General features: G+C 68.0%; 13 protein-coding genes. 3 read left to right on the top strand and 10 right to left on the bottom strand.

The window, feature by feature from the left end:
* The first annotated feature begins 69 nt into the window (after positions 1 to 69).
* The gene (locus CRT60_RS02035; RefSeq protein WP_098734795.1) at positions 70 to 522 is read left to right on the top strand and encodes a winged helix-turn-helix transcriptional regulator; all 453 of its coding nucleotides are present in this window, start codon (positions 70 to 72) and stop codon (positions 520 to 522) included.
* Between the two features lie 68 nt (positions 523 to 590).
* On the opposite strand, the gene CRT60_RS02040 is transcribed toward CRT60_RS02035, so the two are convergent.
* On the bottom strand, positions 591 to 974 hold the full coding sequence (locus CRT60_RS02040; protein ID WP_098734796.1) for a winged helix-turn-helix transcriptional regulator: 384 nt from the start codon (positions 972 to 974) through the stop codon (positions 591 to 593).
* A 114-nt stretch (positions 975 to 1,088) separates the two neighbouring features.
* On the opposite strand from CRT60_RS02040, the gene CRT60_RS02045 reads away from it, so the two are divergent.
* Positions 1,089 to 1,814, top strand: coding sequence for an SDR family NAD(P)-dependent oxidoreductase (locus CRT60_RS02045; RefSeq protein ID WP_098734797.1), 726 nt, complete (start codon positions 1,089 to 1,091; stop codon positions 1,812 to 1,814).
* A gap of 1,049 nt (positions 1,815 to 2,863) precedes the next feature.
* On the opposite strand, the gene CRT60_RS02055 is transcribed toward CRT60_RS02045, so the two are convergent.
* The 4 genes from CRT60_RS02055 to CRT60_RS02070 all read right to left on the bottom strand — a co-directional run bounded on the left by CRT60_RS02055 (position 2,864) and on the right by CRT60_RS02070 (position 6,427).
* The gene (locus CRT60_RS02055) at positions 2,864 to 3,790 is read right to left on the bottom strand and encodes a ParB/RepB/Spo0J family partition protein (RefSeq protein ID WP_098734799.1); all 927 of its coding nucleotides are present in this window, start codon (positions 3,788 to 3,790) and stop codon (positions 2,864 to 2,866) included.
* The gene (locus CRT60_RS02060) at positions 3,783 to 4,802 is read right to left on the bottom strand and encodes an AAA family ATPase (protein ID WP_161957953.1); all 1,020 of its coding nucleotides are present in this window, start codon (positions 4,800 to 4,802) and stop codon (positions 3,783 to 3,785) included. The genes CRT60_RS02055 and CRT60_RS02060 overlap by 8 nt, the downstream gene beginning before the upstream one ends.
* Positions 4,803 to 4,961: 159 nt before the next feature.
* A complete protein-coding gene (locus CRT60_RS02065) occupies positions 4,962 to 5,594 on the bottom strand; it encodes a hypothetical protein (protein WP_193548398.1) in 633 nt (210 codons plus the stop codon).
* A gap of 11 nt (positions 5,595 to 5,605) precedes the next feature.
* Complete coding sequence (locus CRT60_RS02070; RefSeq protein ID WP_098734801.1) at positions 5,606 to 6,427, bottom strand: helix-turn-helix domain-containing protein; 822 nt, start codon at positions 6,425 to 6,427, stop codon at positions 5,606 to 5,608.
* A 796-nt stretch (positions 6,428 to 7,223) separates the two neighbouring features.
* On the opposite strand from CRT60_RS02070, the gene CRT60_RS02075 reads away from it, so the two are divergent.
* The gene (locus tag CRT60_RS02075; RefSeq protein ID WP_143273030.1) at positions 7,224 to 8,453 is read left to right on the top strand and encodes a plasmid replication protein; all 1,230 of its coding nucleotides are present in this window, start codon (positions 7,224 to 7,226) and stop codon (positions 8,451 to 8,453) included.
* A gap of 23 nt (positions 8,454 to 8,476) precedes the next feature.
* Here CRT60_RS02075 and CRT60_RS02080 read toward each other — a convergent pair whose 3' ends face one another.
* The 5 genes from CRT60_RS02080 to CRT60_RS02100 form a co-directional block, all read right to left on the bottom strand.
* A complete protein-coding gene (locus tag CRT60_RS02080) occupies positions 8,477 to 8,986 on the bottom strand; it encodes a c-type cytochrome (RefSeq protein ID WP_098734803.1) in 510 nt (169 codons plus the stop codon).
* A gap of 19 nt (positions 8,987 to 9,005) precedes the next feature.
* Positions 9,006 to 9,977, bottom strand: a complete 972-nt coding sequence (locus CRT60_RS02085; protein ID WP_098734804.1) for an alpha-ketoacid dehydrogenase subunit beta — start codon at positions 9,975 to 9,977, stop codon at positions 9,006 to 9,008.
* 17 nt (positions 9,978 to 9,994) lie between these two features.
* The gene (locus tag CRT60_RS02090; RefSeq protein ID WP_098734805.1) at positions 9,995 to 10,960 is read right to left on the bottom strand and encodes a thiamine pyrophosphate-dependent dehydrogenase E1 component subunit alpha; all 966 of its coding nucleotides are present in this window, start codon (positions 10,958 to 10,960) and stop codon (positions 9,995 to 9,997) included.
* A gap of 150 nt (positions 10,961 to 11,110) precedes the next feature.
* The gene (locus tag CRT60_RS02095) at positions 11,111 to 12,460 is read right to left on the bottom strand and encodes a GAF domain-containing protein (protein WP_098734806.1); all 1,350 of its coding nucleotides are present in this window, start codon (positions 12,458 to 12,460) and stop codon (positions 11,111 to 11,113) included.
* Positions 12,457 to 13,011, bottom strand: a complete 555-nt coding sequence (locus CRT60_RS02100) for a hypothetical protein (RefSeq protein WP_244592220.1) — start codon at positions 13,009 to 13,011, stop codon at positions 12,457 to 12,459. The genes CRT60_RS02095 and CRT60_RS02100 overlap by 4 nt, the downstream gene beginning before the upstream one ends.
* Positions 13,012 to 13,173 lie beyond the last annotated feature (162 nt).

Below are 13,173 nucleotides of genomic sequence, written 5' to 3' on the forward strand. Positions count from 1 at the left end.
GAGACCACTTGCACGAAGAGAAATCCAGTTCTAAGTTAGAACCAGTTTTGTGCGGTGGAGGCCGGTGGCATGGTCAAGCGGGTCAGTCTTTGGGATGCGGGTTGCCCGGTGGCGCGGGCGCTCGATGTCATCGGCGATTGGTGGTCGCTATTGATCATTCGCGACGCCTTCGACGGAGTGCGACGCTTCAACGAGTTCCAGAGCGGCCTTGGTATTGCCAAGGGAATGTTGGCAACCCGGCTGCGCGATCTGACCGAACGCGGCATTCTGGAGACCGCGCCGGCTTCGGACGGCAGCGCCTACAAGGAATATGTCCTGACCGAAAAAGGGCGCGGCCTTTTCCTCGTCATCGTCGCGCTGCGCCAGTGGGGCGAAGACCATCTCTATGCCCCCGATGAACCGCGATCCTCGATGATCGCCGCTGAAACGGGCCTCCCGGTTGCCCGTCTGGAACTGCACAGCGGAGACGGGCGGGTTCTGGCATGGAGCGATACGAGGGTGATAAAGGCCGATAAAAACTGATCGAATGTAGAGATGGCAAAGCAGCGCTCCGGGACGGTGTGCGAAGGAGGCTGCATGCCGTCCGGCTGCTAGACCTCCTCTTCCTCCCCTTTCGATGTGTCATAGGCGCGCTGCGCTCTTTCCATCGCGGGGCCGTTGGCGAGCGACCAGTTGTAAAGGGCGGCGAAGGGTTCGCGCAGCGAGCAGCCGAGATCGGTAATCGTGTACTCGACGCCGATGGGCTGCGTCGGCAGGACTTTACGGCTGACGAGGCCGTTGCGCTCCAGACGCTTCAATGCCTCGGACAAAGCCTTGTGCGTGATGCCGTCGAGCCGGCGCTTGAGGTCGTTGAACCGCGCCGGCTGCGTGCAGAGGACGCTCAGGATCAGCACCGTCCATTTGTTGGCGATATGTTCGAGGATGGGCCGCGTCGCGGTGACATCGAGCGGCAGTTCGAGCACGTCTCTGGCCATGGGTATACACCTCAATATCTGAGCACCATCTGGTATCTAAGCACCATCAGGTGCCTTCTTGTAATTAGATATAGGAATGATAGCTGTTCGTCATCACCAGCGATGTGAGGACGTATGAGCGGGCTTTCAGGAAAAATCGCCGTCGTGGTCGGTGGCCATGGCGGCATCGGTGGCGCCATCGCAGAGCGGTTCGCAGCGGAAGGCGCCACGGTTTACGCCACCAGTCGCCGTGCCGAAGAGGGAGAGGCCGAGCTTGGGGCCGGCAGGCTGCGCACGCGCCGCGTCGATGCTTCCGATCCGACGGCGCTGGCCGCCTTCTTCGAGGCGGTGGGCAGCGAGGCCGGGCGGGTGGACGTGCTTGCCGTCAACGCCGGCATCTCCGAGTTCGCGACTCTCGACGGCATCGGCGAGGATCATTTCGACCGGACCTTCGGCCTCAACGTACGCACGCTGCTGTTTGCAACCAAGGCGGCGGCGGCGATCATGCCGGATGGCGGCTCCATCGTGCTGGTGGGCTCGATCGCCGGCGCGATCGGCACCAAAGGCTATGGCGTCTACGGGGCGACCAAGGCCGCCGTGCGCTCGTTCGCACGGACCTGGGCCAACGAGCTGGCGCCCCGCAACATCCGCGTCAACGTCGTGGCACCGGGACCAACCGACACCGCCATGATGGCGGCAGCGTCCAACGAGGTGCGCGAGACGCTGACGACACTGATCCCGCTCGGCCGTATGGGTCGTGCCGACGAAGTGGCCTCCGCCGCGCTGTTCCTCGCCAGCGACCAAAGCAGCTTCATCACCGGGGCCGAGCTTCCGGTCGACGGCGGCATGGCCCAGGTCTGATCTGCGCACCGCTTGGCGACCGGCAGGGACTGACCGCTCATAGAGCGGGGCGCTGCTCGTCGGGTTCAGAGCGTCACGAACCAAGCGCTCGACACCGTGTCGTTGCCCTGGCCGGCCAGTTCGGTGGCGACGTCGCCCGTCTTAACGACGATGTAGGCGTCGTTGCCGCCGACGCCGGTCAGGGCGTCGGCGCCGCTTGGACGCCGACGCTGGTCTCCGCCGGGAAGGCATCCAGTAAGGCCGGCGTGGTCGCTGGAAATCCGTGACAGCCCGGATTTCCCTCACAGCCCCATGAGATACCTTGCCTGACGGATATTCCTCATCCATTAAGGCGGCGGTGCCGGCTTCCCTGATGACAGTGCACAGCATCGGATTTCCTCCGATGACATACCCACCTTCGGAATGCCGCGCCCCCTGCACCGCTTCAGTTGAGGCAGACCTCTCAGGCCTTCAACTCAGCAAGGCGTTGCAAGACGGCCTCCTCCCGGACGCTCTCCGCTCGGGCATCAGTCCAAGCCTCCCCGCAGGCGCCGCACGTGGTGACCGGGACCTGCACATCGACAGTCGCCATCAGGACGTCCCCGGGTCCATAGGGGAAACGAACCGCCTGCGTTTCCACGCTGTGGACGAGGTTTGCGCTCCCGCACTCCGGGCAGAGCTTGTCGAGGGGTTCCCCGAAGTCCGTGTTCAACATCACTTTCTGTTTTCCTTTATGGGTGTTGAGCGCAGGCGATCTCAGTGACGGACCCGCCGGCCTATTATCACCCACCGGACGATCCACTCCAAGCTTATGGAAGGACCGTCGGTTTTCTTCAGGCGGTCAGGCCCTTTTGCTGCCGACAATTTTTTAGTCGACAGGGCTGCAGGCTCGTGCCGGCGGGGAACCGACTCTGCCGCTGGCGCAAGGCCGGGGCACGGGGTGGTCGATGGGAACCGTTCCCATCGAATGGACCGGCAGGAACAGACGTTCGCCGAAGTCCACAATGCCGGCACTCCTCCGGTCGAGAAGGCTGTGCAATGGGAACCGTTCCCATTGCACAGCCCTTTCCCTACGCCTTGCGCTGTTCAAGCAGCGTGTCGATCAGCGACCGCATCCGCATCAGCCGCTGCCAATCCTCGTCGGTCAGCGGGCGCGGCTTCTCGACCATCGCGCTGATGGTTTCCTGAGCCCGGTTGAGCACGCGGAACACCCGCTGCGGCAGGGCGCTCAGCGCCATCTCCGGCGAGCTGTCGGCGGGGCTGGGTGTGGAGCCCTCGCCGTCCTCCGCGGCGCTCTTCCGCTGTGGCGGCTCGCCGTCCGGATCGGGAGTTCCCTGCCCGTCACTGCTCTTCCATTGCGTCCACATGGCAAGCGCGGACGCTTCCGACGCTGCCCGGCTCAGGGTGAGGAGGAAGCGGAGCGTCGGCTCATGCTCCGCATACTCCTTGCGGATCACACCGGGCAGGGATTGCAGGCGGAGCAGCTTGGAGATCATGCTGCGGTCCTTGCCGACGATGCCGGCAAGCGCCTCGTCCGTGTAGCCGTGACGCTCCTTCAGCCCCTGCAGCGCATCGGACTGCTCGAACGGAGACAGGTCGACACGCTGCACATTCTCGACCAGCGCCACCTCGAGCGGATCGCCGGCGGTGAGGACCGCGGTGATGGTCGGCCAGCCCAGCGACCGGGCGGCCCGCCAACGCCGCTCGCCCCACACCAGAAGATACTCGCCGTTGCCCTGCTGCTGCACACCGATCGGCTGCTTCAGGCCATGCCGGTCGAGCGAGGCGGCCAGAGACGCCAGATCCTCCTCCCGGAAGATCTTGCGCGGCTGGTCGGGATTGGTCACCACCAGCCCGATGTCGCAGGCGAAGGGGCGCTCGAAGGGCACGGCCTTGCCGGTCAGCGCATTGCTGTCGAGCCGCACCGGGCTGGCGCTGCTCTGATCGCTGCTCTTGGTGATAAGCCCCATGTTGGAGCGCGGAATGCCCTTAGCCATGCGTCATCACTCCATGACCGGCCGGGACGATGCGGCGGTCGCGTTCCGCGATCAGGGTCTGCACCACCAGATCGAAGGTTCCGATCCCCGGCGCCTTGGCGTTGAAGGCGACCAGCGCGTCGCCGCCGGCCGAGGATTGCGGGTAGAGCGTGGTGTTGGGGATCGGCGGGAAGATGTGAACCTCCTGCCCATAGGTGTCGTGCATGTCCTTCAGGGTGGCCTGATCCTGGGTCGTGCGGCCGGAATAGAAGGTCGGGACGATGCCGAGCAGCGACAGGGTGGGATTGCCGCGCTCCCGCACGAAGTCGATCTGCTTGCGCAGCGTGCCCATGCCCATGAAGGCGAGCGGCTGGGTCTGGCACGGGATCAGCACCGTGTCGCTGGCCACCAGAGCGTTGGTCACCAGATGCCCCAGCGTGGGCGGGCAGTCGATGAGGATGAAATCGACGCTGCGGCGCAGGTCGGCAAGACGGCTGCGCAGCGTGTTGTGCGAGAACTGCTGGGCGGCAAGCTCGGTCTCGCTCTCAGCCAGCTTGAGGGAGGAGGGCAGCACCCGAAGGCGCGGGTTGCGCGTCTCGACCAGACACTCCTCCGCCTTCGCCGCCCCCTTGAGGACATAATAGAGAGTCTTCTCGGCGTCCTCGCAGGCGACGACATCCACGCTGAGATGGATGCCGGCGTTGGCCTGGGGGTCGGAATCCACCAGCACGACGGAATAGCCGCGGTCGGCCAGCATGCGGCCGACATTGACGCAGCCGGTGGTCTTGCCGACGCCGCCCTTCTGGTTCGCCAGCGATACCACCAGCGCCGGGCCGGGCTTCTCGACCGGAAGCACCGGGTGCTTGCGGACGAAGGCGACGACGGCCTGCGGAATGCGCTCTCCGCCATTCTCCCAGCGCGAAATCCGCTGGCGGTCGTAGGAGCGCTCCAGCCCCTCGTTCAGAAAGGCCGCGAAGTCTTCCCTCGATTGCCCGCGCGCCTCGCGGTACGCCTTCAACTGTTCGCCGAGCATGCCCCCTCCCCAATCCGTCGAATCCAGCCGGGTCACCGATAGTGTGAGACACTCACACCTGTCAACGCCGTTCGGATGGGCCGGCATGGCGGCGTTAGCGTCTCGCCGCCGCCCTGTCTTTTCGGCAACACCGGTGAACGCCGCGATCAGGGCCTGGGATCAGGGAAAACGGCGGATGCAGGGAGCCTCGGCCAGCCGCGCGAAACCCGGAACCGACGATCCGGGCAGGGCGGCACCCGACAGTTTGCGGAGACACTCGGCCAGCCGGCGCTCCTGCGCACAGGCCTCCTCGCACAGCGCCCGCATCTCGGCGATGCTCGGCCGCCATTTCCGTGTCCGGCGCCAGCTGCGCGCCGCCTGGTCGATTGCCCAGCCCGGAAACTCGCCCAGATCCTCGACCCAGTCCATCGCAACCAGCTGCTCCACCTCGGGCGTCAGCCCCTTGGCGGGGTAATGCGACAGCAGCGCCAGGATACGGCCGAGCAGCCGGTCGGGCTCCGCCGGTGCCAGGACCGACCCTTCGAGATCGGCCAGCGCCCATTGCGCCATGGCGGCCTGCCGGGCGGTGACGGCGGCGGGCGGCGACCAGATCTCGGAAAGGCCGTCGAAGCCATTGTCACCGAAGCGCGGGCGGTGTTCGAGCCGGCCGGCGGCCAGGACCTCGCGCAGCGGTTCCGGCAAGGCGGCAACGAGCAGCCGGCGGCGGTCGGCCGGCGGCATCGCGGGGTCGAACGGCAGCGGCGAACGCTCCGGCACCGGCATGACGGCGGCGGCTGACTTCGCGACTGGCATGGCGGTTCTCCTCACAGCCGGGAACGGGGGTCTGGTTTCGCGTCCTTGAGCCGCGCCGCGACGGTCATCCACGCATTGACACGTTGTTCGGCAGCGCTTTCGCGGGACCGGGGGGGCGGCGAAGCGGACGACGAAAGGGAGGCGCCGGCCGCCGCACTCCTGACCGTGGGTGCCTTGCCGGCGGCGGCATCCTGGATCAGCCAGGCGCGCCATGCCGCGGAGATGTCGCGGTAGCGGTAGCCATGCGCCTGGCAGCGCAGGACGAAGCCCTCGACGTGCCGACTGAGATCGACCGTGCCGAAACGGCTATGGGCCCAGGCGACATCGCCGGCGTTCGGCATCCAATCCGCAGGCACGCCGGACATCTGCCCGCGCCCGCCCGTGGCGAGCGAGTCCGGAATCTGTTCGGAATGGAGGTGTTTCTGACTCGCTGACGGACAGGGGGCGTTCACCACCGAGTCATCCCTGTCTGCCGCATGAACATCCCCGGCGGCGGCAGGGCGCGGCGCTTCCTGCGCGGCCCTGTCCCCCTCCTGCTCGACGCGCAGCCGGTAGAGGCAGGACAGCCGGGAGCCGTCGCGGCCGCGGCGGTGCTCGATGCGGACCAGACCGATGTCGTCCAGCCGTTGCAGGATTCGGTTGATTGTCGGGCGGGACCGCTTGAGTTTGGCGGCGAGCGTCGACTGCGACGGCCAGCAGACGCCGTGCTCGTCGGCAAAGGTGGCGAGCGCCGCCAGGATGGCGAACCCGTCGGCGTCGAGATCGGGATGGTCGAGCCACCAGGCGGGGATCCTGCCCCAGCGGCTGGTGCTGTCGGTCGGCGAGCTGCGCATCGGGTGCTCCTGCGAGGTCTGGCAATCGGCATGGGCCGACGGATCTGCGGGCAGGATTCTCCGAGGGACGGGCATCGGCCAAATTGCACCCGGCGCCCACCGTTAGGTGTCGGGTGCAGATGCGTAGGTGCCGGATGCAGCCCGGTAGGGCGCAGGTGCCGATGGATAGGCGCCGGGTGCAGAAACACTGCGAATCGGAGCGTCCTATCTGCACCCGGCTCCTATCGGGGGGCCGGCGCGGGATTCTGCACCCTTCTGTCGCGGTTGGATGGGCCGGAGGACACTCCGCTTTCTGCACCCGGTGCCTACCGTCACGCCAGGGGGGAAGGCTAACCGGCGAACCCGAAAGCGCCGGAAGCTCTGCTGCACCCGGTACCTATCGACCGCTTGCGCTCTCCGCCTGCCTGCGCGGCAGGGGGAGGGAGCCTGCCGGCGTACGCACCGGCGCAGATGGGTAGGCATCGGGTGCAGTTCGCTGCGGAGGCTGGAGATCCTGGCGCCCTAGGGGCGGACCCAGGGGCCGTCACCGGAAGCCGGCCGGGCAACTCCAGCCCGATTCGGACGGGTTGCCGGTAGGTACCGGGTGCAGAAAGCACCGTCCGCCTGACTGTCCCCGCGTCTCCTGCACCCGATACCTACAGGTCTGCACCCGGTACCTATCGCTTCTGCACCCGCAACCTGCCTATCTGCACCCGGCACCTACCGGCTTGGAGAAGGGCATGCCAAATCCTTCGTTGCGCACCGGGCGTCCGACCCCATAGCGTGTGTCGTTGGAGACGTGGCTGGAGACCCCAAGATGTCGAGCAACACACCGGGCGGAAAGGGCGACTTGAAGCAGATGGCGTTGCCGCTCCAGTTCGCGCTGTTCGAGATCGACGAGCCCGACGACGCCAAGCGCACGACCCATTTCGTCGGTCTGTACGATGTCGCGCCCAAATGGGTCTTCTTCGCCTCCGATGTCGCACGCTCCAACGGCCGCAAGCGCTCCGCCGGCGCGGTCGACGCCGCGGAGCCCGATCCGGCCAAGCCGCGGTTCCTGCGTCAGGTGAAGCGCGAGTTCGTCTTCAACGACAAGAGCTATTCGCTCAAGATCCTGCCGGCCCGCATCGAGCGCCGGGTGAAGGAGGGCGCCACCGAGGTCGTCGAGGAAATCGACATGTTCCCCGGCGAGAAGGAGCAGGTCGTCGAGGAGGTCATCCGCCGTCTTGCGGCCGAGAAGGCCCGGCTGTCGACCGGCGACAAGGACTCCATCGTCTTCAAATTCACCCTCTACGAGGTGATGCAGGAGCTTCGGCGGGTCAAGCACACGCTGAGCCTGCCGGAACTCAAGGAAGCGCTTCTCGTCCTGCGCCGCTCGACAATCGTCATCGCGGAGAAGGGCGGGAAGAACGCCCTGCTCGATTCCAGCGTCTTTCCGCAATTGTGGATGCGCAACCAGGACGTCAATGCCGGCGGCTCGCCGGACGAGAACGGCCGGGCCGACGTCGAAACCGCCGTGCAGTTCAACTGGATGGTGGAAAACACCATCCGCAGCGTCGAGCAGCAGCGCATCTCCTATGAATGGCTGATGCGCATCGCCAATCCCTTCTCGCGCTGGCTGTTCAAGCGTGTCGCTTTCACGCTGCTGCAACGCCATCACCAGGACCGGTCCAGCATCGAGATCACCGCGCGGGAGATCATGCGCGACAGCGGCATGACGGAATGGGCGCGCTGGTCGAACATGCTCCGCTGGATTTCCGACATCGTCGATGTGCTGCAGAAGGTCGGCGCGCTGGCGGAGGTCGAACGCGAGGTCATCAAGGTCGGCAAGCGCCACGACGACATCATTTTCCGCCTGCGTCCGTCCGACCTGTTCCTGCATCAGATCGCCGAGGCGCATCGGGTGTCCGCCTGGAACCGGCGGGAAATCGCCCGTGCGGCCGACGCCGAACAGGCGCCGGGCAGTTTCGTCCGGGTCGATTCCAGGGAACTGGCCGACACCCGGCGCCGCCGTAAGGCCGAGCTGGTGTCAATCGGCGAGGACTGAGCGACCCCGCCGGGACGCCGGTTTCACTCGCTCTGCGGCGCCACCACCCGCATCACGAACCCGGTCGGCTTCGCCGTCGGGCCGAAGGGGCCGGGGACCTTGTTGGCGACCGCCGGCAGGCTCTTCAGGTAAGCGGCGATGGCATAGGCGTCGGCGTCCGTCAGGGCGGAGAAGGCCATCCAGGGCATCACCGGCGCCAGCATGCGCCCGTCCGGCCGCTTGCCGGTGCGCAGCGTGGTGACGATCTGATCCTCGCTCCAGTCGCCGAGCCCGGTCACCTTGTCCGGCGTCAGGTTCGGGCCGTGGAACACGCCCATGCCCGGGATCTCGAAGCCGACCTCCGACCCGCTCAGCGCATGAGCGAAATCCGGCTTGCCGAGGAAGTTGCCCGGCGTGTGGCAGTCGTTGCAGCCACCGAGGGCGACGAGGTATTTGCCGCGCTCCACCCTCTCATCAGCGCGGGCCCCATCGGCGTGGGAGGCGAGAACGGCGGCGGACAGCAGGAGGGCGGTGCACAGGGTCTTGCGGAACATCGTCGGCAACTCCGGATGATCAGGCGGCGAGTGCGCCATGGACGAGGGACTGAACCGCCGCGACCACCGCGTCGGCCTGGGGAACGAAGGCCTGCTCCAGCGGGAAGCTGGCCGGGGCCGGGGCGTCGGGACCGGTTAGCCGCAGCACCGGCGCCCGCAGGCTGGCGAAGGCCTTTTCGGCGACCAGCGCCGCGACCTCGGCCCCGACGCCGCACAGGCGGCTCGCCTCATGGACGACCACCAGCCGGCCGGTCTTGGCGACCGACCGCAGGATGGCGTCCTCGTCCAGCGGCTTCAGGCTACGCAGGTCGAGCACGTCGGCGGAAATGCCGGCCTCGGCCAGCCGGTCGGCGGCAGCCAGGCAGGTGCCGACGGTCTTGGCGTAGGAGACCAGCGTCACGTCGTCGCCTGTCCGCCGCAGCGCGGCCTGCCCGAGCGGGATCGCGTCGATGTCCTCGGGAACCTCGCCGGCGCTGTAGCCGAGCGCGATGTCGGCGAAGACCAGCACCGGGTTGTCGTCGCGGATCGCTGCCTTCAGCAGCCCCTTGAAGTCGGCGGGGGTCGAGGGCATCGCCACCTTCAGGCCGGGGCTGTGGACGAACCAGGATTCGATGTTGTGGTTGTGCTGGGCGCCGACGCCCCAGCCGGCGCCGGTCATCGCCAGCACCACCATCGGGAACTTGAACTGCCCGCCGGAGACGTAGCGCAGCTTGCCGGCGCTGTTCACGATCTCGTCCATCGCGTAGCACAGGAAGGGGGCGAACAGCAGGTCGATCACCGGGCGCAGGCCGGTGGCGGCGGCCCCGGCGGCGGTGCCGGCGATGATGCCCTCGGCCAGCGGGGTGTTGCGGACGCGGGCCGGGCCGAATTCGCCCAGCAGGTCGCGGCGCTTGGTGGCGACGCCTTCGCCGAAGATCAGCACGGAGGGATCGCGGCGCATCTCCTCGGCCAGCGCGGCGGAGATCGCATCGTTCACGGTCATCTGGGTCATGATGTCGGTCTCCTCGGTCAGGCGTAGACGTCGCGGGTCAGTTCCTCGGGCGCCGGGTACGGGCTGGCTTCGGCGAAGGCGGCGGCCGCCTCCATCCGTGCCCTGACCGACTCCTCCATCCGGGTGGCGGCAGCGGCATCGAGCAGCCCGTCGCGCTCCAGCCGGCGGCGCAGCAGGATGACGGGGTCGCGTTCGCGCCAGCGGGCCAGCTCGCCGGGGTCGACGTAGGACTGGTCGTCCGGTTCGAAATGGCCGCGCAGCCGGTAGGTCATGGCCTCCAGCAGGAAGGGCTTGCCGGTGCGGCGGATGGTGGCAACGGCGGCGGCGGCGGCATCGAACACCGCCAGCGGGTCGTTGCCGTCGACCACCGCGCTGTCGATGCCGTAGGCGGCGGCATGGCCGGCGACGCCGTCTGCCGTCATCGTCTCCTTGCGGTGGACGAAGGCCTGCCACTGGTTGTTCTCGCAGACATAGAGGATCGGTAGGCTCCACACCGCGGCGAGGTTCAGCGATTCGTGGAAGCGCCCCTCGCAGGCCGCCCCGTCGCCGAAGAAGCAGACGACGATGCCGGGGCCGCCCTGCATCGAGCGCGACAGCCCCACGCCGGTCGCCAGCGCCAGCTCGCCGCCGACGATGGTGGAGGTCAGGACGACGCCCAGCTCCTTGGCGGAGATGTGCAGCGACCCGCTCTTGCCGCCGCAATAGCCGCCGCTCTTGCCCTGCACCTCGGCCAGCATCCGGCCGGGGTCGGCGCCGCGGGCCAGCAGATGGCCGGCGCTGCGGTGGTTGGTGAGGATCAGGTCGTCAGGCGTCAGCGCCGCGACGACGCCGACGGCCGACGCCTCCTGCCCGATGGCGGTGCAGGTTCCGGCGGCGCGGCCGCGGCCATGCAGGTCGACCAGGGTTTCTTCGTAGGCCCGGATCAGCATCATGCGCTCCAGCATCATGCACTCCAGGGCCTCCACGGGAGGGCGGGCGGTCATGTCGGTCGGCTCCGTGACGTTGTGTGCGGAACGGACCCTACGCAGGCAATCGCCGCCGGCTTGCTAACTGTTGCCTAACGGAATGCTAAAATATTCGTAACTGTTTCTGGCCCGATAACTGTCGGGATGGAAAGTAAAGCCGGACGGCGTTCACGCCGTCTCCTGGAGGAGAATCGGCTTCATCACCACCAGACGGAAGCGCCCGCGCCCGGTCTTTTCGATGCGCAGCACGCCGCAGCGTTCCTCCAGCCGGCGTTGCAGCAGGATCAGCCGCGCTTCCAGATTTTCGGCGAAGTCGGGCAGCGGGATGTCGGGGGCCAGCCGCAGCTCGCGGTTGGTGAAGTCGGTGCGGCCGAGCGTGGTGTGGTCGCGCACCAGCTTCCACAGGATGGCGCCGGCCACGCCCTTGATCAGATAATCGTGGTCCACGAACACGCTGTCGTCGGCGGCGTAGTGGCGCACCACCGCCGGCGCACCGCCGGCCTCCGGGCAGGCGGCGGGAACGGGCGCCACCTCCTCCGCCGGGGGCAGGGCCTGCATCAGCGCGCCGAGCTGGGCGGCCAGCGTCGCCAGCGCATCCTCGTCGTCGTAGGTGAAGCGCATCTCCTGCCGGCTCTCGACGAACAGCACGCCGGCCAGACGCCGCCCGGCCAGGATCGGCACCGCCAGCTGGCTGTGCGGACGCTCCAATCCGGGAAAGGGAATCTCGCGGGCCGGGCCGCCGGTCAGCCCGGCGTCCTCCGCCCCGTCGCGGGCGGTCAGGCTGTAGGCGACATCGCTGGTCATGTGGGTGATGCGGATCGGCACCCGTTCCCGCGCGGCCACGCCGATCACCCCCTCGCCGGGTGCCACCTCCGACCCGACGCCGGAGGAATCGTAGCCGAGCGCCGCGACGGTGAAGAGCCGGCCAGTCGCCTCGTCCGGCATCAGGATCAGCGCATGGTCGACCCCGAACAGCCGCTGCAGCACGCAGAGGCTGTGGTCGAGCAGCTCCGTCAGATCGGCGCAGCCGCGCAAGGCCTCGCAGGCCCGCCGGGTCGCCGACAGGAGGCTGCGCTGGGCGACCGGGGCGGGGAGGGGCGCGCCGCCGGGCACCGCCTCGATTGCCGTCACCCGATAGAGGTCGGCGCCGAGCAGCCGGAACACGTCCTGCATTCCGACATGGGAGGCGATGCCGGCCAGCTTAGCCTTCATGCTCTCGAACAGCGGCCCGGTGGTCTCGGTGCGCAGGTAGCACAGCTCCATCCGGTATTGCGCGGCGGTCGGCGGGTCGATCAGCTGCAGGACGGCGATGGGGTTGGCCAGGATGTTCGCGCGCGTCTTGTTGAAGAACTGGTACGACAGCGCGACATGATCGGGATCGACGTAATGGACCTGCGACAGCAGCGAGACGTTGGGCGTTCCGTCCGGCGCGCAGGTGGCGATGGTCGCCGGCACCGCCCCCTCCAGGCAGGCGCGGATCGCGTCGAGCGTCAGGGAGGCGCCGATGGCGGCGCTCATGGCGGCACCGCGGTGCCGGCCTTCGGGCCCGGTGTCTGGTCGTAGAGCCGCGACGGGCAGAAGCGGACCATCGCCAGTGTGGCCGGGTCATGGGCCATCAGGGCACGGGTGAAGGCGTCGCCGTAGCCGATCAGCGCCAGTTCGGCGGCGAAGGCGTCGACGTGGCGGGCGGCCAGCGCCGCCGCCTCGGCATCCGCCGCGGTGACGGTGGCATCATCGCCGATCAGCTGGATGGAGAGATGCGTGCTCGGCTCGGTCGCCGCCAGGGCGAAGCGTCCGGTCTCGGCAACCGCCGCCAGCAGGGCGGCGTTCGCCGTCCGGTCGAGGCAGACGCCGATCCAGGCCCCGTCGGCCGGCACCTGCACCGCCAGAGCCCGGCCGACCCGCGGTCGGTTCGCCCCATCGCTCGACGATACGACCAGGCTGACGCCACGCTCCAGGAAGGTCAGGATCGCCTCGCTCAGACCGGCTCGTGCCGGCCGTCCGCCCTCCGGCCCCACTCTTTCCGGCCACCCGCTCCGTTGCCCGCCCCGCTGCCCGCCGTTCGCCACGAAAGCCTCTCCGGTCGTCCGGCCTCAGACTACCAAGAGGCGAGGGGCGGCCGCAAACACGCACACGATTGCCGGCCGTGACCGGAAGGGGAGGGGGGAGCCGCCGCTGGCCGCCCGGTACGACAAGCCCAGTGCCAATGAAGAGTCTAATATAGATGCTAT

This window comes from Azospirillum palustre (assembly GCF_002573965.1).
In the GTDB taxonomy this organism is placed as follows: domain Bacteria; phylum Pseudomonadota; class Alphaproteobacteria; order Azospirillales; family Azospirillaceae; genus Azospirillum; species Azospirillum palustre.

What these genes read in the sequence shown, in the direction of transcription:
- CRT60_RS02035 (WP_098734795.1), top strand. Translation starts at nt 70, where the DNA reads ATGGTCAAGCGGGTCAGTCTTTGGGATGCGGGTTGCCCGGTGGCGCGG.
- CRT60_RS02040 (WP_098734796.1), bottom strand. Translation starts at nt 974, where the DNA reads ATGGCCAGAGACGTGCTCGAACTGCCGCTCGATGTCACCGCGACGCGG.
- CRT60_RS02045 (WP_098734797.1), top strand. Translation starts at nt 1,089, where the DNA reads ATGAGCGGGCTTTCAGGAAAAATCGCCGTCGTGGTCGGTGGCCATGGC.
- CRT60_RS02055 (WP_098734799.1), bottom strand. Translation starts at nt 3,790, where the DNA reads ATGGCTAAGGGCATTCCGCGCTCCAACATGGGGCTTATCACCAAGAGC.
- CRT60_RS02060 (WP_161957953.1), bottom strand. Translation starts at nt 4,802, where the DNA reads ATGCTCGGCGAACAGTTGAAGGCGTACCGCGAGGCGCGCGGGCAATCG.
- CRT60_RS02065 (WP_193548398.1), bottom strand. Translation starts at nt 5,594, where the DNA reads ATGCCAGTCGCGAAGTCAGCCGCCGCCGTCATGCCGGTGCCGGAGCGT.
- CRT60_RS02070 (WP_098734801.1), bottom strand. Translation starts at nt 6,427, where the DNA reads ATGCGCAGCTCGCCGACCGACAGCACCAGCCGCTGGGGCAGGATCCCC.
- CRT60_RS02075 (WP_143273030.1), top strand. Translation starts at nt 7,224, where the DNA reads ATGTCGAGCAACACACCGGGCGGAAAGGGCGACTTGAAGCAGATGGCG.
- CRT60_RS02080 (WP_098734803.1), bottom strand. Translation starts at nt 8,986, where the DNA reads ATGTTCCGCAAGACCCTGTGCACCGCCCTCCTGCTGTCCGCCGCCGTT.
- CRT60_RS02085 (WP_098734804.1), bottom strand. Translation starts at nt 9,977, where the DNA reads ATGACCCAGATGACCGTGAACGATGCGATCTCCGCCGCGCTGGCCGAG.
- CRT60_RS02090 (WP_098734805.1), bottom strand. Translation starts at nt 10,960, where the DNA reads ATGACCGCCCGCCCTCCCGTGGAGGCCCTGGAGTGCATGATGCTGGAG.
- CRT60_RS02095 (WP_098734806.1), bottom strand. Translation starts at nt 12,460, where the DNA reads ATGAGCGCCGCCATCGGCGCCTCCCTGACGCTCGACGCGATCCGCGCC.